The 21,037-nt window shown below is 71.4% G+C and carries 20 protein-coding genes and 1 riboswitch; of the genes, 5 read left to right on the plus strand and 15 right to left on the minus strand.

All coding sequences use genetic code 11. The features are described 5' to 3' along the window. The 3 genes from BLT97_RS30235 to BLT97_RS30245 all read left to right on the plus strand — a co-directional run. Positions 1-580: AAA family ATPase (locus BLT97_RS30235; RefSeq protein WP_143041417.1), on the plus strand; the 580-nt coding region annotated here is incomplete at its 5' end. A 2-nt stretch (positions 581-582) separates the two neighbouring features. Continuing rightward, a complete protein-coding gene (locus BLT97_RS30240) occupies positions 583-1,347 on the plus strand; it encodes a hypothetical protein (RefSeq protein WP_093615897.1) in 765 nt (254 codons plus the stop codon). Between the two features lie 98 nt (positions 1,348-1,445). Continuing rightward, positions 1,446-2,108 (plus strand): class I SAM-dependent methyltransferase, encoded by a 663-nt coding sequence (locus BLT97_RS30245; protein WP_245769629.1) that lies wholly within the window; start codon positions 1,446-1,448, stop codon positions 2,106-2,108. A 196-nt stretch (positions 2,109-2,304) separates the two neighbouring features. Here the strand turns inward: BLT97_RS30245 and BLT97_RS30250 are convergent, their stop codons facing one another. Both BLT97_RS30250 and BLT97_RS30255 read right to left on the minus strand, forming a co-directional pair. Further along, a complete protein-coding gene (locus tag BLT97_RS30250) occupies positions 2,305-3,822 on the minus strand; it encodes a pectate lyase family protein (RefSeq protein WP_425442783.1) in 1,518 nt (505 codons plus the stop codon). 323 nt (positions 3,823-4,145) lie between these two features. Next, positions 4,146-4,685, minus strand: coding sequence for an AAA family ATPase (locus tag BLT97_RS30255; RefSeq protein ID WP_093616167.1), 540 nt, complete (start codon positions 4,683-4,685; stop codon positions 4,146-4,148). A gap of 249 nt (positions 4,686-4,934) precedes the next feature. Between BLT97_RS30255 and BLT97_RS30260 the strand changes: the two genes are divergently transcribed. Then, entirely contained in the window at positions 4,935-5,189 is a 255-nt protein-coding gene (locus tag BLT97_RS30260; RefSeq protein ID WP_143041418.1) for a hypothetical protein, read from the plus strand. Between the two features lie 216 nt (positions 5,190-5,405). Here the strand turns inward: BLT97_RS30260 and BLT97_RS30265 are convergent, their stop codons facing one another. From BLT97_RS30265 to BLT97_RS30315, 11 genes are all read right to left on the minus strand, one after another. Further along, positions 5,406-6,809: an NAD(P)/FAD-dependent oxidoreductase gene (locus tag BLT97_RS30265; protein WP_093615903.1), complete on the minus strand. Its 1,404-nt coding sequence runs from the start codon at positions 6,807-6,809 to the stop codon at positions 5,406-5,408. A 387-nt stretch (positions 6,810-7,196) separates the two neighbouring features. Then, positions 7,197-8,171: an L-histidine N(alpha)-methyltransferase gene (egtD, locus tag BLT97_RS30270; RefSeq protein WP_093615905.1), complete on the minus strand. Its 975-nt coding sequence runs from the start codon at positions 8,169-8,171 to the stop codon at positions 7,197-7,199. Beyond that, entirely contained in the window at positions 8,168-9,025 is an 858-nt protein-coding gene (gene egtC, locus BLT97_RS30275; protein ID WP_093615907.1) for an ergothioneine biosynthesis protein EgtC, read from the minus strand. Before egtC ends, egtD begins: the two co-directional genes overlap by 4 nt. Further along, entirely contained in the window at positions 9,025-10,458 is a 1,434-nt protein-coding gene (gene egtB, locus BLT97_RS30280; protein ID WP_093615909.1) for an ergothioneine biosynthesis protein EgtB, read from the minus strand. The genes egtC and egtB overlap by 1 nt, the downstream gene beginning before the upstream one ends. Next, a complete protein-coding gene (gene egtA / locus BLT97_RS30285) occupies positions 10,455-11,798 on the minus strand; it encodes an ergothioneine biosynthesis glutamate--cysteine ligase EgtA (protein ID WP_093615911.1) in 1,344 nt (447 codons plus the stop codon). The genes egtB and egtA overlap by 4 nt, the downstream gene beginning before the upstream one ends. A 207-nt stretch (positions 11,799-12,005) precedes the next feature. After that, entirely contained in the window at positions 12,006-12,953 is a 948-nt protein-coding gene (locus BLT97_RS30290; protein WP_093615913.1) for a Ppx/GppA phosphatase family protein, read from the minus strand. Further along, positions 12,950-13,504, minus strand: a complete 555-nt coding sequence (locus BLT97_RS30295) for a DUF501 domain-containing protein (RefSeq protein ID WP_093615915.1) — start codon at positions 13,502-13,504, stop codon at positions 12,950-12,952. Before BLT97_RS30295 ends, BLT97_RS30290 begins: the two co-directional genes overlap by 4 nt. Positions 13,505-13,560: 56 nt before the next feature. Further along, positions 13,561-14,052: an FtsB family cell division protein gene (locus BLT97_RS30300; protein WP_093615917.1), complete on the minus strand. Its 492-nt coding sequence runs from the start codon at positions 14,050-14,052 to the stop codon at positions 13,561-13,563. A 150-nt stretch (positions 14,053-14,202) separates the two neighbouring features. Beyond that, on the minus strand, positions 14,203-15,489 hold the full coding sequence (gene eno / locus BLT97_RS30305; RefSeq protein ID WP_093615919.1) for a phosphopyruvate hydratase: 1,287 nt from the start codon (positions 15,487-15,489) through the stop codon (positions 14,203-14,205). Between the two features lie 350 nt (positions 15,490-15,839). Further along, positions 15,840-16,541: a transglycosylase family protein gene (locus BLT97_RS30310; protein ID WP_093615921.1), complete on the minus strand. Its 702-nt coding sequence runs from the start codon at positions 16,539-16,541 to the stop codon at positions 15,840-15,842. A 3-nt stretch (positions 16,542-16,544) separates the two neighbouring features. Then, positions 16,545-16,734, minus strand: a riboswitch (cyclic di-AMP (ydaO/yuaA leader). A 206-nt stretch (positions 16,735-16,940) separates the two neighbouring features. Continuing rightward, complete coding sequence (locus tag BLT97_RS30315; RefSeq protein ID WP_342742793.1) at positions 16,941-17,930, minus strand: transglycosylase family protein; 990 nt, start codon at positions 17,928-17,930, stop codon at positions 16,941-16,943. Positions 17,931-18,259: 329 nt separating this feature from the next. Here BLT97_RS30315 and BLT97_RS30320 point away from each other — a divergent pair, with 329 nt between their 5' ends. Beyond that, entirely contained in the window at positions 18,260-19,510 is a 1,251-nt protein-coding gene (locus BLT97_RS30320) for a cytochrome P450 family protein (RefSeq protein WP_093615925.1), read from the plus strand. A gap of 83 nt (positions 19,511-19,593) precedes the next feature. On the opposite strand, the gene BLT97_RS30325 is transcribed toward BLT97_RS30320, so the two are convergent. Further along, positions 19,594-19,995 carry a hypothetical protein gene (locus tag BLT97_RS30325; RefSeq protein WP_093615927.1) on the minus strand — a complete coding sequence of 134 codons (402 nt, stop codon included), beginning with the start codon at positions 19,993-19,995 and terminating at the stop codon, positions 19,594-19,596. Between the two features lie 4 nt (positions 19,996-19,999). Then, a complete protein-coding gene (locus BLT97_RS30330) occupies positions 20,000-21,031 on the minus strand; it encodes a nucleoside triphosphate pyrophosphohydrolase (RefSeq protein ID WP_093616169.1) in 1,032 nt (343 codons plus the stop codon). Positions 21,032-21,037 lie beyond the last annotated feature (6 nt).

Raw genomic sequence — 21,037 nt, forward strand, 5'->3', positions numbered from 1 at the left:
CGTCCTCGAGATCGTCGGTCTCACCGACGCCGGGCGGCGCCGCGTGGACGGCTACTCGCTCGGCATGCGCCAGCGCCTCGCGCTCGCCGCAGCGCTGCTCGGCGACCCGCAGGTGTTGATCCTGGACGAGCCGGCCAACGGCCTCGATCCGGAAGGGATCGCCTGGCTGCGCCAGTTCCTGCGCCGTCTGGCCGCCGAGGGGCGCACTGTGCTGGTGTCCAGCCACATCCTGTCCGAGATGCAGCAGTTGGTGGACCGCGTCGTCATCATCCACCGCGGTCGCCCGGTGCACGAAGGACCGCTCACGGACCTGCCCTCCGCCCCGGCCCAGGTCTCCGTACGCAGCCCGCAAGCCACCGAACTCCGCCTCGCCCTGGAGCAAGCGACCACCAACGCAACCAGCGTCCGCCAGCTGGGCCCCGAGACCCTCACAGTGGCCGGCCTCGCGAGCGCCGATATCGGCCGCCTCGCCCACCGCGAACGCATCGAGCTGCACGAACTCGCCGCCCACCAAGGAGATTTGGAGCGCCTCTTCTTCGCCCTCACCAAAGGCGCGGACCACGGCGCCGGGAGGGAATGACCATGCGTCGACTGATCGCCGGCGAATTCCACAAACTGCTCACCACCCGCCTCTGGCTGTGGCTGCTGCTCACCGCCGTGGCCCTGACCGCGCTGTACGCGAGCCTCCTCATCGCCTTCGCCGACGGCGACGAGACCTGGACTCCATCCCTGGACACGGCCGCCGGGCAGCAGACCCTGTTCGCGGTGGCCGTCGGCGGCGCGAGCACCCTGGCCGCCGTCCTCGGCGCCATCGGCATCAGCGGGGAATTCCGGCACAAGACCGCCACCGCGACCTTCCTGGCCACCCCGCACCGCGGCCGGGTCGTCACCGCCAAACTCTTCACCTACGGCCTGGCCGGCGCCGCCTACGCCGTCGCCTGCCTGAGTATCGTCACCGCGATCGCCCTGCCCTGGCTCACAGCCAAGGGCATCCATCTGCCGCTGACCGGCAACGGCATCCCCGCCACCGCCCTGGGAACCGTGGCCGCCGTCACCGTGTTCGCCCTCATCGGAGTCGGCCTCGGCGCACTCCTGCGCGACCAAGTCGCCACCGTGGTCGCCCTGCTGGTCTACCGCTTCGTCGCCGAACCCATCGTCACCGGCGTCCCCGCCCTGGAGGGCATTTCCCGGTACCTGCCCGGCCCCGCCTCCTCCGCCCTCACCCAGATCACCCTCACTACCCAGGACTTCCTCACCCCCTGGGCCGGCGGCCTCGCACTCGCCGCCTACGGACTCGCGTTCGCCGTCCTGGGCACGATCTGGTCGATGCGACGGGATATCTCCTGATACCGACACCGTCTACGCAGCGCCATGACCGATGGCCGAACGGAACGACGAGACATCTAAGCTGCGACTCGGGACACGCGAACGGAAGGCCGAGGACCGTGGCGGACGAGCAGGAACTGGCAGAGACCCAGCGGCAGCACTGGCAGAACACCTACACCGCCCACCCCGGCATGTACGGCGAGCAGCCCTCCGCCCCCGCCCTTCACGCAGCCGACGCCTTCCGCGCAGCCGGAGCGCGTGAGGTACTCGAACTCGGTGCCGGACACGGCCGCGATGCCCTGCACTTCGCGCGCCAGGGATTCAGCGTGCTGGCCACCGACTTCAGCCCCACCGGCCTGGACCAACTGCGCGACGCAGCCGCGACCTTGGAGGTCAGCGGGCAGGTCATCACCGCAGTACACGACGTGCGCACACCGCTGCCCCTGCCCGACGCTTCGGTGGACGCCGTCTTCGCCCACATGCTGCTGTGCATGGCGCTGTCGACTCAGGAAATCCACGCCCTGGTCGACGAGGTCCGCCGCGTGCTGCGGCCGGGCGGCACGTTCGTCTACACCGTCCGCCACACCGGCGACGCGCACTACGGCGCAGGCGTCTCCCACGGCGACGACATCTACGAACACGGCGGCTTCGCGGTGCACTTCTTCCCGCGCGAACTGGTCGACTCCCTCGCCGAGAACTGGACACTCACCGAAGTCCATCCCTTCGAGGAAGGCGAACTGCCCCGGCGTCTGTGGCGCATCACCCAGCGCGTACCCGCCTGACTTGATGACGTGGACTTCCAGCTGGCTTGAACCTCGCTGCCCCTCGGGGGCGTACCGGTTCGAGTCCGGTTCCGGGCACCTTTTCTGTCTGCGGGGACGGCCGGCGGACCGTCTGCGGAGCTCAGGGTGGAGCGCGCGGGAAGGGCCGCGTCCCCTTCCGGACGCGGCCCTTCGCTTGCCACTCGTGCCGTGACTGCTAACCGGCGTACGTCTCGAATTCGGCGATCCGGGGTGTTCCCGTCGAGCCGGTGATCTCGAAGGTGATCTTGCTCAAGGTGGTCGCGGGGATCGGGATGACGCCCGCGCCGGTGCCCGAGGCCAGGACGGCTCCGGTGTCGGCGTTCAGGACCCGCCAGGAGCCGATGCGGCCGGCTGCGGACGCCTCCTCGCGGATGTGGAGCTTCGAGACCGTCGTCGGGGCGCCCCACTTGATCGAGATCGATCCCGTGGTGCCGGACGGCGACCAGTAGGTGCTCATGTTGCCGTCGCGCACGTTGCCGTAGCTGGTCCCGTCGGCCTTGCTCGAACCGTCCGAACCGGCGCCGATGCTGAGGTTGGTGCCGGCCGGCGGGGTGGTCGGGGCCGGGGTGGTCGGTGCGGGCGTGGTCGGTGCAGGGGTGGTCGGGTCCGGGGTCGGGGACGGGGTCGTCGGGGTGCAGTTGCCGTCCGAGACCTGCAGGCCCTTGCCGGCGCCCGCGGTGCGGCTGACGACGTCCGGGACGCAGTTCGCGGCGTCGAGGCTGTAGGCGTACGGGACGCTGATGGTCGTGTTGGAGGTCGGGTTCGGGCCGGCCGGCTTGTAGTCGGAACTCGCGGGCGACCATGTCACGTTGTCGAAGACGTTCCCGCTGACCTGCCAGTACCCGGTCGTGGTCGTGTAGAAGGTGCCGAGGACGTCCTTGGAGTCCTCGAAGTAGTTGTTGTCCACCTTCGCCTTGCCGCCGGCCCGGGAGTTGATGCCCGAGTCGTTCACGCTCACGTAGTGGTTGTTGTAGAGGTGGGCAGTGCCGCCGCGGAGCAGGGGGACGCGCGAGTCCAGGTTCTCGTACCGGTTGTGGTGGTGCGTGATGTAGCTGTTGGAGACCTCGGTCTCGCTGGAGCCGATGAGGCCGCCGCGGCCCGAGTTGCGCAGGATGCTGTACGACAGGGTCACGTACTGGGTGTTGTCCTTCATGTCGAACAGCCCGTCGTAGCCCTCGGATTCACCGCCCGAGGCCTCGAGCGTGACGTGGTCGACCCACACGTTCCGTACGTCGGTCTCCATCCCGATCGCGTCGCCGCCGTTCGACGTGGGCGAGCCGGACTTCTTGACGTTCTTCACCGTCACGTTCTGGATGATGATGTTGCTGGACTCACGGATGTGAATGCCCAGTTGGTCGAAGACGGCTCCGCTGCCCACCCCGACGAGCGTGACGTTGCTGATCTGCTTGAGCTCGATCACGCCGTCGGCGGTGTTGCAGCTCGTGCCCGACACCTTGGCGGTGTTGGCGTGGTTGATCGTGCCCTCGACCTGGATGGTGATCGGCGTGCTGCTGCTGGCGCGGTCGCACAGCGCCTGGTGGATCTGGGTGCCGGTCGTGGCGCGTACGGTCGCGCCGCCCGCGCCGCCCGTCGTGCCGCCGTTCTGGGTCGCGTAGCCGGTGACGCCGCCGGTGGCGGCGGAGGCCTGCGGCATCACGACCAGCGTCGCGGCGCCGACGGCCGCGGCCGTCACCGCTCCCCAGACGGCCCTCCTGCCGCGCGATCGCGCCCGGCCCCGCGTCCGTGTCTGTGCCCGCGTCTGCGTTTGCGTCTGTGTGTGCGTCTGTGCGCGTGCTGGTCTCATGTCGCTCCCCAAGTCGCCGTTGGATTACGGGTGTTGCGGTCCTGTCTGCGGGATCCGCGCAGCAGGGGAAAGCGCTTGCCATCCGGGAAGCTAAGGGGTCGTCAGGGGCACGTCAAGAACCCGTGCGTGAATGACGTACATGTATATGAACCCCAGTCGGGGCTGGATCGCAGGTGACGTCGGGATGTGGCGACGTGGGGATGCGGGGTGGGTCAGGTGGGGCGGACCCGGGCCTTCAGCAGGTCGGCGCGGATCGCGGTGACCGTGTCGGCCGGGGTCTGCGCCGAGGTGTCCAGCCACAGGCCGATGCGCGGGGTGTCCTCGCGCAGCGCGCGGTCGAGGGCGTCCACTGTCCAGCCGGCGCCGTAGCCGGTCTTCGGGCGCTCGGCTTCCCTGTGGCGTACGGCTGCCGCGGAGGGGGCCAGGACGACGACGTAGAGGCGCTCGGTGCGGACCCGGGCGACGTACCGGCTCAGGTCCTCGCCCAGGACGATGTCCTGCACGACGGCGGTCCAGCCCGCGCGCGCGTACTCGTCGGCCACCATCGCGGACAGCCGCTGCCGCAGCTCCAGTTGGGCGCGGGCCTCGGCGGTCGCCTCGGGCAGCAGTTCCTCGCGGCCGGACACGACCATCCGCCGGAAGACGTCGCCGCGCACATGGGCCGCGCGGGGCAGCCGCCCGGCCAGGAGCTCGGCCACGGTGGACTTGCCCGAGGCCATCACGCCGGTGATCAGGACGACCGCGGAGTCCAGGTCGTCGGTGTACGGGGTGGGGTCCGTAGCGGCAGTGTCCGGAGCAGCGCTCGGGTCTGGGGTCGTGACGGGGTCCACCGAGACCTCTCGTGTGCGGGAGCGGGGGTACGGACGCGGGGCGCGGAGAGTGCAGAGGGTTCCGAGGTGCGCCGGGACGCACGGTTTCACGGGACGGGGCGCGTCGCCAGCCGCATTACGGGGGTTGCCCCGGTCGGGCCCCTCCCGAGGGCGGCTCCTAGGGTGAGCCGCATGACGACACAAGGGAACGGGATGGCGCAGGGGGTGTGCCCCGGCTGCGGGAGCACCGAGGTGTACGCGGGCGAGGCGTACTACGGGCAGGCCAACCCCAACGTACGGCTGAAGTTCGGCGCGCTCCGCGGCACGACCGTGCCGGTGTCCGCGCTGGTCTGCGCGGACTGCGGGCGGCTCGAGTGGCGCCTGGCCCTCGACGGGGACGACCGCGAGGGCATCCGCAAGCACTTCAGCCGGGTGCCCACCCGATAGGCCAGGCAGCCACCCGCCAGCCGCGAAACGGCCGCTGGAGAACACCGGCACCGGCACCGGCGGACCACGCCGACCCCCGGTGCCGACGGCCAAGGTCGAAACCGGCACCGCCGGACCACACCGACAAGCCTGCGCCGACGCAGAACGCCGAAGGGGCCGCCCGCACCACGGATGGCGGGCGGCCCCTTCGGGCGTGAGCTGGAGCTGTTTAAGGCGTCAGGAGGCCTTGGCCTTCTCCTGCGACTGCGACTGCGAGGCGGCCGCAGGGGCCTTCTCCGCGGCCGGCGGGGCCACCGGGGCGGGACGGGCCGCCTCGAAGAACTCCTCGCGCGGCGCCTCGAGGGCACCGAGGGAGACGACCTCGCGCTTGAGGAACATCGCCAGGGTCCAGTCGGCGAAGACGCGGATCTTGCGGTTCCACGTCGGCATCGCCATGCCGTGGTACGCGCGGTGCATGTACCAGGCGAGACGGCCCTTGAGCTTGATCTTCATCTTGCCCATGACGATCATCGCGACGCCCTTGTGGAGGCCGAGGCCCGCCACAGCACCCTTGTTGGCGTGCTTGTACTCCTTCTGCGGGAAGCCCCGCATACCGGAGATCACGTTGTCGCCGAGGACCTTGGCCTGGCGCAGCGCGTGCTGGGCGTTCGGCGGGCACCAGGCGCCCTCGCCGACGGCGAGGTCCGGCACCTGGGCGTTGTCGCCCGCGGCCCAGATGTAGTCGCTGCCCTGGACCTGGAGGGTCGTCTGGGTGTCGACGTGGCCGCGCGGGCCGAGCGGCAGACCGAAGCGCTGGAGCGCCGGGTTGGGCTTGACGCCCGCGGTCCACACGATGGTGTTGGAGTCGACCTCGAGGCCGTTCTTGAGGACCACGTGGCCGTCCACGCAGGAGTCCATCGACGTCGAGAGGTAGACCTCGATGCCGCGGCCTTCCAGGTGCTCCTTGCCGTACTGGCCGAGCTTCGGGCCGACCTCGGGAAGGATCTTGTCCGCCGCGTCGACGAGGACGAACCGCATGTCCTCGCGCTTGACGTTGTTGTAGTACTTGGCGGCGTCGCGGGCCATGTCCTCGACCTCGCCGATCGTCTCGGCGCCGGCGAAGCCGCCACCGACGAACACGAAGGTCAGCGCCTTGCGGCGGACCTCCTCGTCCTTGGTGGAGTCGGCCTTGTCGAGCTGCTCGAGGACGTGGTTGCGCAGGCCGATGGCCTCCTCGATGCCCTTCATGCCGATGCCCTGCTCGGCGAGGCCGGGGATCGGGAAGGTACGGGAGATGGCGCCGAGCGCGATCACCAGGTAGTCGAAGGGCAGCTCGTACGCCTCGCCGACCAGCGGGGCGATCGAGGCGACCTTGCGGTCCTGGTCGATGGTGGTGACACGGCCGGTGAGGACCTCGGCCTTGGGCAGCACGCGTCGCAGCGGGACGACGACGTGCCGAGGCGAGATGCTGCCGGCGGCGGCTTCGGGGAGGAAGGGCTGGTACGTCATGTACGACCGCGGGTCGACGACCGTGACGGTCGCCTCGCCGTAGCGCATCTTCTTGAGAATGCGCCGGGCTGCGTACAGGCCTACGTACCCGCCACCTACTACGAGGATCCTGGGACGCTCCGTGGTGCTCATGCCATCGAGTATCCACCCGGGTGGCGGGGGTCGCTCGTGCGCCCCTTCACAAGGTTGACTATGCCCTCTGCTACACTGCGCGGCTCGCGTGACGCAGCTCATGGTCGCGCAGGGGAACCATGGTGTACGGGAGAACGTTGTTCACCCCTATTGAGCTGGGTTTCCGGGCTCTCGGGGCACTGGACCACAGCCCTTGTTCATCACGCTGTCACGTACGGGGAACGCACCGGAATCAAGCCGTGCACCATGATCATGTCCCCGATTCGGACTCCGGAGGCCTCTCCTTCACCCAAGGGGCGCCATTTCCTTGTGAAGAACTTCACGAAGTTCCTGTGGACGGCGGGCCGGAAGACCCGCTTCCGGCCCGCCGCCATGGATTCAAAGGCCTTATCGGGCCTGCTCGGGCACCGTGCTCAGTGACAGTGCGAAACGGCCTTCCGAATCCGTCCACCAGTGGGTCGGCTCCAGGCCGGCGGCCCGTGTCTCGGCCCGTACGCCGGCCTGCCGGAACTTCGCGGACACTTCGGTGCGCAGCTCCTCACCCGCCGCGAAGTCCACGGCGAGGTCGAGGGCCGGCACCTTCACGGTCTGCGCCACGGCCGAGCGCAGCCGCATCTCGATCCACTCGTTCTCCTCGTCCCAGACGGCGACGTGCGCGAAGGTGTCCGGGTCGAAGTCCGCGCCGAGTTCGCGGTTGAGCACGGCGAGGACGTTCTTGTTGAACCGGGCCGTGACGCCCGCCGCGTCGTCGTACGCCGGCACGAGCACCGACGCGTCCTTGACCAGGTCCGTGCCGAGCAGGAAGAAGTCGCCCGGCGCGAGCATCGCCCGGACCGCGGCGAGGAACTCCGCCCGCTCCCCCGGCAGCAGATTGCCGATCGTGCCGCCGAGGAACGCCACGAGCCGCGGCCCCGGCACCGGCGGCAGCGCGAGCGGGGCGGTGAAATCGGCGATCAGGGCGTGCACGGCGAGGCCGGGGTGGGTGCGGTGCAGCGCCTGGGCGGCGCCGCGCAGGGCGCTCTCGCTCACGTCCACGGGGACATAGAGGTCGAGGCCGGTGAGCGCGTCCAGGAGGTGGCGGGTCTTGTCGGAGGAGCCGGAGCCCAGCTCGATCAGGGTCCGCGCCCCCGTCGCCGCCGCGATCTCGGCCGCGCGGCCGAGGAGGATCTCCCGCTCGGCGCGGGTGGGGTAGTACTCCGGCAACTCGGTGATCTCTTCGAAGAGTTCGCTGCCGTGCGCGTCGTAGAACCACTTGGGCGGCAGCGTCTTGGGCATCCGGGTCAGACCGTGCAGGACGTCGGTGCGCAGCGCCTCCTGGCCGGCGTCCTCGGGCAGCGTGCGGGTCAGGGCGAACGAGGTCACGTGGTGGGCTCCTTGAGCGGGGGCGGCGGGCTGGTGAGGGCGGCCGCGCGGCCGCCGGTGAGGGTGGTGCCGGTGCGCTCGTCGGCGGGCGGCGGATCCGTGCGGCCGGGTGCGAGCGGCGTGAGCCGGACGGCGTCGCGGTCCGCGGTGAGCAGCGTGCGGTCGGGGACCTCGGTCCAGCGCGGATCGTCGTCGTACGGCTCGGAGGCGACGACGGTCCGGCGCGCCGCCGGGTCCGCGAGGTACCAGAGCGTGTCGCCCCAGGCGGTAGCGGTGATCGTCCGGCCGTCCGTGAGCAGGAAGTTGAGCCGCGCGCCCGGCGACGCGTCGGCCGCGGCGCGGACGGTCTCGGCGACCGCGTGTGCCGCGTCCTCGCCCGTACGCAGCCCGTGCAGCACGAGCGCCCACAGGAACGCGGAGTCGCAGCGGGCCTCCAGGGACAGCAGCGCCTCCGCGGGCAGGGTCCGTACCAGCGGCGCCAGCGAGCCCGGCCAGCCCGGCACCGCGCCGTTGTGGCTGAACAGCCACCGCCCGGCGGCGAACGGGGCCGCCGCGGCCTGTCCGTCGGCCCCGGCGAGCGTCGCGTCCCGTACGGCCGCGAGCAGCGCGCCCGAGCGCACCACCCGGGCCAGGTCGGCGTACGCCTCGTCGCCCCAGACCGGTACGGCGCGGCGGTAGCGGGCGGGCACCGGGTCCCCGTCCGCGTACCAGCCGACCCCGAAGCCGTCGGCGTTGACGGTGCCGTGCCGCTGCCTGCGCGGCGCCCAGGACTGGCGGAACAGGCTGTGCGGCGGCGCGTCCAGGACCTCGCCGAACGGCACCGGCGGTCCCAGATAGGCCAGATGCCGGCACATCAGGCACCACCCGCGCTTCCCGGACCCGCGTCACGCGCACCCGCATGCCGCGCGCCCGGGCCCCGAGAGTCGGCACGCCGCGAGTCCGCATCCCGCGAGTCGGCATCCCGCGCCGTACGGAATCCGGAGAAGATCTGCCGCCGCACCGGATAGTCCCAGTTGCGGAAGGTGCCCCGGCACGCCACCGCGTCCACGGCGAACGAGCCGCCGCGCAGCACCTTGTGGTCGGGGCCGAAGAACACCTCCGAGTACTCGCGGTACGGATACGCCACGAACCCCGGGTAGGGCAGGAAGTCGCTCGCCGTCCACTCCCATACGTCGCCGATCAACTGCCTTACACCGAGGGGAGATTGGCCGAGCGGGTAGCTGCCCGCCGCGGCCGGGCGCAGATGCCGCTGCCCCAGGTTCGCCCGCTCGGGCGTGGGGTCGGCGTCGCCCCACGGGTAGCGCAGGGAGCGGCCCGTCGCCGGGTCGTGCCGTGCCGCCTTCTCCCACTCCTCCTCGGTCGGCAGCCGCCGCCCACGCCAGCGGGCGTAGGCGTCGGCCTCGTACCAACTGACGTGCAGCACGGGCTCGTCGGGCGGCACCACCTCGGTGACGCCGAACCGCCGGCGCAGCCACTGCCCCGCCTCGCGCCGCCAGAACAGCGGTGCGCGCAGGCCGTGTTCGCGGACCATGGTCCAGCCGGCCGGCTGCCACCAGCGCGGGTCGTCGTAGCCGCCGTCGGCGATGAACTCCTGGTACGCGGCGTTCGTCACGGGGGTCGTGTCGATGTGGAACGCCGGGACCTCGCGTACGTGCGCCGGGCGCTCGTTGTCCAGGGCCCAGGGCTCCGCGGTGGTGCCCATGATGAACGGGCCTGCGGAGACGAGGACTTCGGCCGGCCCGTCGAAAGGAGCCGCCGACGGCTCGGGGTCGGGCGCCGTGAGGGCGGGTGCGCCCTTGCGGAGCTGGTGGGTGATGAGCATCGTCTCGTCGTGCTGCTGCTCGTGCTGCGCGATCATGCCGAAGGCGAAGCCCGAGCGGGTCAGCCGCGGCGCGCCCCCGTCCGCCTCGAACGGGGCCTGCTCCAGGACGTCGAGGGCGCGGCCGCGCACCTCGGCCGCATAGCGCCGCGCCTCGTCGGGCGCGAGCAGCGGCAGCCGCGGCCGCTCGGCCCGCGGATGCTCGAAGGCGTCGTACAGCGAGTCGATCTCCGGCCGCATCGCCTCCCGGCCCGCGACCGCCCGGAGCAGCCACTGCTCCTCCTGGTTGCCGATGTGCGCCAGGTCCCAGACGAGCGGGGACATCAACGGCGAGTGCTGAGCGGTCAGTTCGGGTCCTTCGACACAGCTGGTCAGCAGGGTTGTACGGTGCCGTGCGCGCTCCAGGGCGCCGAGCGCGCGGGCGCGCAGCGCCTCCGGGTGGGCCTGCGGGTTCTCCTCGGCGGTCATGAGCGGACGTTCCTCTCATACGAAGGCGAAGGCTGCGGCAGTGCCTGCGACTGCGGGTGCGGCAGTGCGCGGTGCTCCCCCGGCAGCGCCTCGAAGGCTTCGAGCGCGTCGTCGGCCGGACAGCGGCCCCGTGCGACATAGCGGTCCGTGAAATCCGCGACCGCCCGCCGTACGGCGTCATCGGCGCCGATCCGCTCCAGGGCGTCCTGGGCGGCGGCGAAGCAGACGGTCGCCGCCTCGCGCAACTCCGGGTCGGTGAGCCCGAGTCGGGACGCGTCCCGCCACAGCGGGTTGTGCGGCGCGGGCCGCTCACCCGCGCGCTCGGCGAGCCCTTTCACGGCCCGGTACGCGGTCTCGGCGGCCGCCGGGTCGTCGAACAGGGCGGTCGTCACGGCCAGTGGGACGATCCAGCCGTCCTCGCCGGGTTGTGCGTCGATCATGCGGAGTTCGAGATGGCCGCGCGGCCGGACCGGCGGGAAGAGCGTGGTCAGGTGGTAGTCGAGGTCGGCGCGGGTGGGCGGGCGCGGCAGTCCGCCGCGGACCCACTCGCGGAAACCGAGCCCGTCCGGCACCAGCCAGGGCCCCTCCTCGGCGCGTACGCACATCACGGGCGCGTCGAGCACATGCCGCGCCCAGGCCGTACGCGGCTCCGCGTCGAGCGGCGGCGCACCCGAGCGGCCCGCGTCGATCCGCTCCCACAGCCACTGCCGCGAGGAGCGCCGGCCGGTCGAACGGCCGGACAGGACGGGCGAGTTGGCGAAGGCGGCGACGAGGACGGCCCCGAGCAGGTGCGCGAGCACCCAGCGTCTGCGGTGGCCGAGGGGCCCCGGCTCCTCGTATCCGGCGTCGAGGCAGACCTGCACGGACGCGGAGGAGCACATCATGGAGCGCCCGGCCGGTCCGCCGCGGTCGAGTGCGGCTTCGAGGGCTTCGTAACGGCGTTGGTCGAGGAGGCGTCTCGGGGGCCGCCACGGATCGGTGCCGTGGCCGGCGAGGGCGAGTCCGTGGGCGCGGAGCGCGGCGCGGACCGCGGCGAGATCGGCCCGCATGGCCGAGACGCAGTCGGAGAGGGTGGGGGCGGGTGGCGAGCTGAGCTCCAGCTGTCCGCCGGGTTCCAGGGTGAGCGCCGAGCGCAGGGGCAGGGCGCGCAGTGCGGCGCAGGCCGCGTCGAGTAAGTCGGGGGGTGTCGGGGTCCGGGGGCGGTGCGGATCGTGGACGATCCACTCCAGCTCCACGCCCACCGTGCGCGGTGGGCCCGTCTTGAAGCAGATGCCCCTCACCAGGGCCTCCACCTCCGCCTCGGTGATCCCACCGGGCGTCGTACAGTCCGGCTCGCTCATGCCGGAAGCCTCCTGGTCCGTTCGGCCCGGTCCCTTCCGGGCACCCGCACCACCCAAGACAATCCGGGCGCTTCGCACAAGAGGGCGTCGGTTGAACAGCCGATGGCGAAGGGGCCTGTACCTGTCCACCGACAGGTACAGGCCCCTTGAACCGTCAAGTCCCTTCGACCGTCAGGCCCCTTCGACAGAAACAGACCCTTCGGCCGGTCAGGCCGCGGAGAGAGCGATGCCGTCCAGGATGTCGTGCTCCGACACGAGCAGCTCCTCGGCGCCGGTGCGCTCCATGATCGCGAGCACGATCAGGGCGCCCGCGCAGATCACGTCCACGCGGCCCGGGTGCATGACCGGGATCGCGGCCCGCTCGTCGTGCGTCGCGCCGATCAGACGGTGGGTGACGGTCTTGACCTGCTGGTACGGGAGCACGGAGCGGTGGATGGCCGCCGAATCGTACTCCGGCAGGTCGAGCGCGATCCCCGCGAGGGTCGTGACCGTGCCCGCCAGGCCGATGTACACGTCCGCCTCGGTGAGCGGCACGGCCCCGGCCGCCTGGTCGAGCGCCTTGTCGATGTCGGCGCGGACGGCGGCGATCTGCTCGTCGGTCAGCGGACCCCCGGTGAGCCCGTGCCGCTCGGTGAGCCGGACGCAGCCGATGTCCACGGAACGGGCGGCGTCCACGGTGGCCTGCTCGGCGGTCTGCGTACCGAGCACGAACTCGGTGGAGCCGCCGCCGACGTCGAAGACCAGGGTGCGCAGCGCCTGCGCGTCCCCGCGCCCGGACTGCGCGCTCGCCGCGCCCGCGAAGGAGAGCTGCGCCTCCTCGTCGCCGGTGATCACCTCCGGCTCGACGCCGAGGATGTCCAGGACGCCGCGGACGAAGTCGTCGCGGTTGGAGGCGTCGCGCGAGGCCGAGGTCGCGACGAAGCGGACCTTCTCCGCGCCCAACTCCTTGATGACCGCGGCGTATTCACGGCAGGCGGCGAAGGTGCGCTCCAGGGCCTCGGGCGCGAGCCTGCCCGTGCGGTCCACGCCCTGGCCGAGCCGGACGATGGTCATCCGCCGGTCCAGGTCGGTGAGTTCACCGGTTTCCGGGTCCACGTCCGCCACCAGCAGGCGGATCGAGTTCGTACCGCAGTCGACGGCGGCGACGCGGGTCACTTCCCGTCCTCCGCGTCCACCGTGTCCCCCGCGTCCACCGCAGGCGTCACGCACGCGCCCTTGCGCCACCACTCCGGCAGCATCGCGAGCGCCTCGTCGCCGAGCGGGTTCACGCCGGGGCCGGCCGCCAGCGAGTGGCCGACGAGGACGTGCAGGCACTTCACGCGGTCCGGCATGCCGCCCGCCGACGGGAAGCCCTGGAGCACCTCGATCTCGTCGCGGCGCCTGATGTAGTCCTCGTGCGCGGCGCGGTAGGCGGCGGCGAGCTCCGGGTCCGTCTTGAGGCGCTCGGTCATCTCCTTCATCACGCCGTTCGCCTCCAGCGTGCCGATGGCCGAGGAGGCCTTGGGGCACGTCAGGTAGTACAGCGTCGGGAAGGGCGTGCCGTCGGGCAGCCGCGGCGCGGTCTCGACCACGTCGGGCTGGCCGCAGGGGCAGCGGTGCGCGATGGCGCGCAGCCCGCGCGGCGGCCGGCCGAGCTGCTGCTTGAAGGCCTCGACGTCTGCCTCGGTGGGCTCGGTGCGCGGGGTGGAGGGCGGCGGGGTTTCCATGCCTGGTCTGCCTGGTCTTTCCATGAAGGGGGTGGAGAAGCGGTTCTCGGTCGTGCTCAGTCGTCGGCCTGGCCGGCCCGGTCCATCGTGTCCACGCCGTCGAAGAGGTTCACGTACCAGGCGCGGTCGGCCGTGGGCCTTGATTCCTTACGGCGTTCGCGCGCGGCGGAGGGGTCCACGACCGTGTAACCGGTCTCGCCGGGGCGCACCATGTGCAGGCGCTCGCGGGCCTGGCGCTCGACGTACGCGGGGTCCTGCCACCGGGCCTTCTCGTCGCGCAGGCGCTCGGTCTCGGCCCGCTCCTCGTCGAGGATCCGCTGCTGCTCCGCGATGTCCGCGCGCTGGGCCACGTACTGCCTCATGGGATAGGCGAGCGCCACGATCAGCGAGCAGACGACGAGCGCGAGCAGCGCCGCGCGGCCGGTGAGCCGGGAGCGGCGGGCCTGGCGGCGGGTCTGCGAGCGGTAGACACGGGCGGCGGTCTGCTCGCCCAGCAGCCGGATGCGGGTGGTCGTCGAGAACCGGTCCCGGTCCTTCGTCGCTCCCATGCTCTCGCCTCCCCGTACACGCCGACGTCCCCGCACACGGTACGGGACCGAGTGCGGGGACGTCGTACGACTGGCTGCACAGCCTTGGCGATCAGCCCGTCAAGGCCGGCTGCCCGGCGCGGTGCCGGGCCGACTGCTCAGCCCTGCTGATCAGCCCTTGAAGCGCGGGAAGGCGCTGCGGCCGGCGTACACCGCGGCGTCGTCGAGGATCTCCTCGATGCGGAGCAGCTGGTTGTACTTGGCGACGCGCTCGGAGCGGGCCGGGGCACCGGTCTTGATCTGGCCGCAGTTGGTGGCGACGGCCAGGTCGGCGATGGTGACGTCCTCGGTCTCGCCGGAGCGGTGGGACATCATGCACTTGTAGCCGTTGGACTGCGCGAGCGAGACGGCCTCGAGGGTCTCGGTGAGCGAACCGATCTGGTTCACCTTGACCAGGAGGGCGTTCGCGGAGCCCTCCTCGATGCCGCGGGCCAGGCGCTCCGGGTTGGTGACGAAGAAGTCGTCGCCGACGATCTGGACCTTCTCGCCCAGCTTGTCGGTGAGGACCTTCCAGCCCGCCCAGTCGTCCTCGAACAGCGGGTCCTCGATGGACACGAGCGGGTACGCGGAGACGAGCTCCTCGTAGTACTCGGTCATCTCGGCGGCGGACAGCTCCTTGCCCTCGAAGAGGTACTTGCCGTCCTTGTAGAACTCGGAGGCGGCGACGTCCAGCGCGAGCGCGATCTGCTGGCCCGGGACGTAACCGGCCTGCTTGATGGCCTCGACGATCAGGTCGAGGGCCTCGCGGTTGGAGTCCAGGTTCGGGGCGAAGCCGCCCTCGTCGCCGAGGCCGGTGGCCAGGCCCTTGCTCTTCAGCACGGACTTCAGCGTGTGGTAGACCTCGGTGCCCCAGCGCAGGGCCTCGGAGAAGGACTCCGCACCGATCGGGGCGATCATGAACTCCTGGATGTCCACGTTGGAGTCGGCGTGCGACCCACCGTTGAGGATGTTCATCATCGGGACGGGCAGCAGGTGCGCGTTCGGGCCGCCCAGGTAGCGGAAGAGCGGCAGGTCGCTGGCCTCGGAGGCGGCGTGCGCCACGGCGAGCGAGACGCCGAGGATGGCGTTGGCGCCGAGGGAGCCCTTGTTGTCGGTGGCGTCCAGGTCGATCATGGCCTGGTCGATCAGGCGCTGCTCGGTGGCGTCGTAGCCGACGAGCTCCGGGCCGAGCTGCTCGATGACGGCCAGGACGGCCTTCTCGACGCCCTTGCCCTGGTAGCGGTTGGCGTCTCCGTCGCGGAGCTCAACAGCCTCGAACGCACCGGTGGAGGCACCGGACGGAACTGCAGCACGACCCGTGCTGCCGTCGTCGAGGCCGACCTCGACCTCGACCGTGGGGTTACCTCGGGAGTCCAGGATTTCCCGGGCTACGACGACGTCGATGGACGGCACGAGCATCTCCTTCTGGGATGTGACGCTAGATGTGACGCAAGCAGTGCAGGGTCTCTTTGGCCTTGCGACAAGAGCCTAACCGCCTCTGAGGCATCGGCCAGCCGACCGCCCGTCCCCTGGGACGAAAAGAGGCCCGAAGGCCCGTATTACGGGGCAGAAGGGCCTGGATTCCGTCGCCCTTATTACCGGCCGGTACGGGGTGGGGCGGACAAAAGGGACTCCCGTACGGGCGGGGCGCCCCCTGCACAAAGGGCCCGCCCCGGCACGCACGGGGGACGCGCGCCGGGGCGGGAGCTCTGTGGGGGGTGTGGGGGGAACCGCCCGGGACCTGTCGGCCCCCGAGGGGGCCCGACGGGTCAGCTCAGGTGGAGCTGCTGGCCCGGGTAGATGAAGTCGGCGTCGTCGACGATGTCGTCGTTCAGCTTGAAGAGCTTCTCCCAGCCGCCCTTGACGTCGTGCGCCTCGGCAATCTTCGACAGGGTGTCGCCGGACTTCACCTTGTACTCGCCGTCGCCCTTCTCGACCTTCTTGCCGGTCGGGGTCTCGACGGTGCGCTCGGAGCGGTCGGCCTTCGGAGCGGACTCGCGCTGCGGCGCGGACTCCTGCTTCGGGGCCTCCTGCTTCGGGGCCTGCTGCTGCGGGGCCTCCTGCGCGCCGCCACCGTCGTACGAGGCGTTGGAGAGGCCGACGCCGCAGGACGGCCAGGCGCCCTTGCCCTGGCCCGCGAGGACCTTCTCGGCGATGGCTATCTGCTGCTCCTTGGTGGCCTGGTCGGCGGTGGGCGCGTACGCCGTGCCGCCGTAGCCGGACCAGGTGGAGGCCGAGAACTGAAGGCCGCCGTAGTAGCCGTTGCCGGTGTTGATCGACCAGTTGCCGCCCGACTCGCACTGGGCGACCTGGTCCCACTCGGAGGCGGTGGCGGCGGAGGCGGTGCCCGCGCCCATCAGCGGAGCGGCGACCGCGGCGCCGGCGACACCGGCGAGCGTGACGGCGCGGACGGCCTTCTCGCCCTTGGTCAGACGACGGTGCTTACCGGTGCCCTTGCCAGAAAACAGCATGGAGTTTCCCCTCACCGACGCCTGCGAGGTGAGCTGTCGGGTTCGGGTGCAGTGAGTACCCGGTGTCCGCGATCCGCGTACCGCCGTACGTAGATATCGGACACTTCACCCCAAGCCGGGCCGGTGGTCTCTCAACCTCCGCCCGCGGCACAAACCTTGGGTCCCCCGCTCCTGCCTGCGGCGCATGATGCGACGACTGTTCCCGTACGGCCGCCGGCAGGATTCGGCGTGCGGTCGACGGGGCCCGCCAGTGGCGAGCGGTCACGACCGTAAACAGGCAAACGCCCGAAAGACAAAGAGAATCGGGGGCTATGAGACCCATCTCTCACTTCCCCCGAAGCTCCTTTATTACGGACATTCGCGGCCTAACTGGCCTGGATCCGCACGCCTGTTAGCGCGTCAGTTCTGCCCCAGGTCCAGGTCCTGACCAGGCAGGATCAGGTTCGGGTCGTCGCCGATGACCAGGCGGTTGCCGCCGTAAAGCGCGGACCAGCCGCCCTCGACCTGCTGCTCGTCCGCGATGCCCCAGAGGCTGTCGCCGGGACGGACGGTGTACGCGTCGTCCGCGCCCGCCTCACCCGAAGCCCCGGCGTCGCGCGAGGCGTCGTCACGCGAGGCGTGCCGCCCCGAGGAGCCGCGGTCGGCTTCGGCGCTGTCGTCGGCGGCGCGGTCGCCGCGGTGGCGTCCGGTGGACTCGTCGGGCGAAGTGGGAGATGTCTCACCGGAGTTGCCGGCCTCGTCGCCGCTGCCCTCACCCGTGATGCCCGGAGTGGGCAGTTCGTCCGGAAGGTCCAGGCCTTCGGAGGGGGAGTCGGCGGAGCCGCCGAGGTTCCAGTCACTCTCGCCGCCGTACGACGGGAAGAGGGGCAGGTCGAGACCGGGGGTGGCCGAGGCGGACGGCCCGGAGGAACCGGACGGGTCGGATGAGTCCGATGAGTTGGACGAGTCGGGCGCATCGCTCGACTTGTCACTCTCGTCCGTCTTGCCCGACTTGCCCGTCTTGCCGGACTCTTCGGAGGTCTTCGCGTCCCCGCCCGAGCGGCCCGACGTGTCGCGATCGTCGTCGGGCGTGGCCGTCGCCTTCTGCTGGAGACCGGCGATCGGCGCGCAGGTGGCCCAGGCCTGGGCGCCCTGCGCCGCGTAGACCTTCTCGGCCACGGCTATCTGCTCGGAGCGGCTGGCCAGGTCGGCGGTCGGCGCATAGTCGAGCCCGCCGAACTCCTCCCAGGTCGTCTGGTCGAACTGGAGCCCGCCGTAATAGCCGTTGCCGAAGTTCGCGCTCCACACGCCGCCGCTCTCGCAGTCGGCGAGACGGTCCCAGTTGGTGCCGTCGGCCGCGCTCGCGCCCGTCGCGGCGAACAGCGGCAGGGCGAGTGCGGAGCCGGTCACTCCAGCTGCGACGACCAGGCCCGGGGCCTGGCGGGGCCGACGGTGACGACCGTTCCCGGAGAGCATGTGAACGCCTTTCGCGTGACTGCACTGCTGAGGGACCACCGCGGACTCGGGACCCGGATGTGAAGGCCCTGTGTCCACAGGGGTAGCTGAGCTAAGCGGTGAACGTAGCCGCAATCGAACGTCAGTCACAAGTCGATGCAGCGGAGATCACGTCAAAGTCACAGTCTTGACGGCTCGTCAGTTACGAAGGCCTGATGCCGCATTCCCGCAGCGGCACCGTCGCGCGCACGGCCCCACCCGCCGGCGCCGGATACCGTCGAGGCATGCCAGCCCCGCACGACATGCCCCCCGCCCCCGAGCTCTTCACCTGGGAGTTCGCCAGCAACCCCTATCCCGCGTACGCCTGGCTGCGCGAGCACGCACCGGTGCACAAGACCGTGCTGCCCAACGGGGTGGAGGCGTGGCTCGTCACCCGGTACGCCGATGCGCGGCAGGCGCTGGCCGATCAGCGGCTCAGCAAGAACCCGGACCACCACGACGAGAACGCGGCCGGACGGAACAAGACGGGAATTCCCGGCGAACGCAGCGCCAACCTCATGACGCATCTGCTCAACATCGACCCGCCGGACCACACCAGGCTGCGGCGCCTCGTGTCGAAGGCCTTCACCCCACGTCGTATCGCGGCATTCGAGCCGCGCGTGCAGGAGCTCACCGACCGGCTGATCGACGAGTTCGCCGCCACCGGGCAGGCGGATCTCATCCACGAGTTCGCCTTCCCGCTGCCCATCTACGCGATCTGCGATCTGCTCGGCGTGCCGGCGGAGGACCAGGACGACCTCCGGGACTGGGCGGGCATGATGATCCGCCACGGGAAAGGGCCGCGGGGCGGGGTCGCGCGCGCGGTCAAGCTGATCAAGAACTACCTGGCCGACCTCATCCACAGGAAGCGCGAGGACCTGGGCGAGGATCTGATCTCCGGGCTGATCCGCGCCAGCGACCACGGCGAACACCTCACGGAGGACGAGGCCGCCGCGATGTGCTTCGTGCTGTTGTTCGCGGGGTTCGAGACGACCATCAACCTCGTGGGCAACGGCATGCACGCGCTGCTCCAGCACCCCGAGCAGCGTGCACGGCTCCAACAGGCGCTGGGCGCCGGGGACACCGCTCTGCTCGACACGGCCGTGGAGGAACTCCTGCGCTACGACGGCCCGGTGGAGATGGCGACCTGGCGCTACGCCACGCGTCCGCTCCAGATCGGCGGCCAGGAGATCGCCCAGGGCGACCCCGTGCTCGTCGTCCTGGCCGCCGCCGACCGCGATCCCGAGCGGTTCGCCGAGCCGGACACCCTGGATCTGACCCGCCGTGACAACCAGCACCTGGGATACGGCCACGGCATCCACTACTGCCTGGGCGCTCCCCTGGCCCGGATGGAGGGACAGATCGCCCTGGCCACGCTGCTGCGCAGGCTGCCGGACCTCAGGCTGAGCGTGGACCCGTCCGAGCTGCGGTGGCGCGGCGGCCTGATCATGCGCGGACTGCGCACGCTGCCGGTCACGTTCACGAAGGAGCAGTGAGCAGCGCGGTCGCCCGGCCCCGGCGGAAGCGGGCACCCGGCCCGGCGGAAGCGGCGCCCGGACCCGGCGGAAGCGGCCGACGCTCAGCGCTCGTCGAATGCCGCTTGGAGTGCTTCCCCCGTGGGCGCGATGACGACCGCACCCCCGCGGAGCTCCGCGGGAAGATGGCGCCGCTCGTCCTCATGGAAGATCAGCACGCCCCCGTCCTGGGGCACGATCGCGGCACCGAGGTCCGCCGCCAGCCGGGCCAGCACGCCGGTCATCGCACCGCGGGCGAAGCGGCTCGCCGCCACGCACCTCAACTCCCCGTCCTGGGTAGCGTGGTACAGGTCCGCCTCGCCGCCGTCCGCCACGCGCAGCTGGGAGAACTCGTCCCCCTGCTCGCGCCCCAGGGCGTACGGCCCGGTGACCTGCCGGAAGCGTTCGGCGTCCAGCGGAGCGACGTCGCCGTCCACGTACCGGAGCAGGAACACGCCGTAACTCACGGCCTCAGTCCCTCTCCCGCTGCCCCTGCTGCCTTTTCTCCCCGGTCTCCCCGGTCTCCACCGCGAGGATCGCATCCCGGTACGCCCGTCCCGCCGCCCGCAGCGCCGCCTCCGGGTCGATGCCCTCCGCCTCCGCGCGGACGGCGAGGGCGAGCAGGTCGTAGCCGAGGCCCCGGCCCTGCGGGAGCGGCACGTCGAGGCCGGCCGTGCGGACGCGCGAGGCGAGCTTGGCCGCGAGGGCGAGGCCCGGCTGGCCGAGCGGGACGCCTTCGGTGACCGAGTCGCGCCGCTTCTCCTCGGCCTTGGTGCGCAGCCAGTGCGCCTTGACCTCCTCGGGGGTCTGCGCGGTGTCCTCGCCGAAGACGTGCGGGTGGCGGTGGATGAGTTTGGCGACGATCGTGCCCGCCACGTCGTCGATGTCGAAGGGCTCGCCGGTGTCGTCGGGGTCCTCGGCGGCGATACGGGCGTGGAAGACGACCTGGAGCAGGACGTCGCCGAGCTCCTCGCGCAGCTCGGTGCGGTCGCCGTCCTCGATGGCCTCGACGAGTTCGTACGCCTCCTCGATCCCGTACTTGGCCAGGCCCTTGTGGGTCTGCTGGGAGGACCAGGGGCACTCGCGGCGGATGCGGTCCATGACCTGGACGAGGTCGAGGAGGCGGGCGCCGGGCAGGTCGTAGGAGGCGGGGAGGAGTTCGAGGTCGGGCATCTGCACGCGGCCCGAGCCCGCGAGGCGGGCGAGGCCGTCCGTGAGCGCCGGGTCGCCCTCGCCGCTCGCCACCACCACGACGGTGCGGCCGCCCGCGCAGGCGTCCACCAGCTCCTGGGCGGTGGGCGCCGCCGCCTCCACGGTGACGCCCGCCTCGCGCAGATACGGGAGTTGGGGGTGGGCCGGGTCGGTGCACAGGACCTGGTCGGCCTCGTGCAGGACCTGCCAGGCCGGCCAGGAGAGCAGGCCGGGGGCCACCCGGTGGGTGGTGGTGAGCAGGACGATGCGGCCGGGGGCGGCGGGGCCGGTGGAGGCGTCGGGAGCGTTCACGTCGGC

Origin of the sequence: Streptomyces indicus, from assembly GCF_900100315.1 — a bacterium.
GTDB lineage: Bacteria > Actinomycetota > Actinomycetes > Streptomycetales > Streptomycetaceae > Streptomyces > Streptomyces indicus.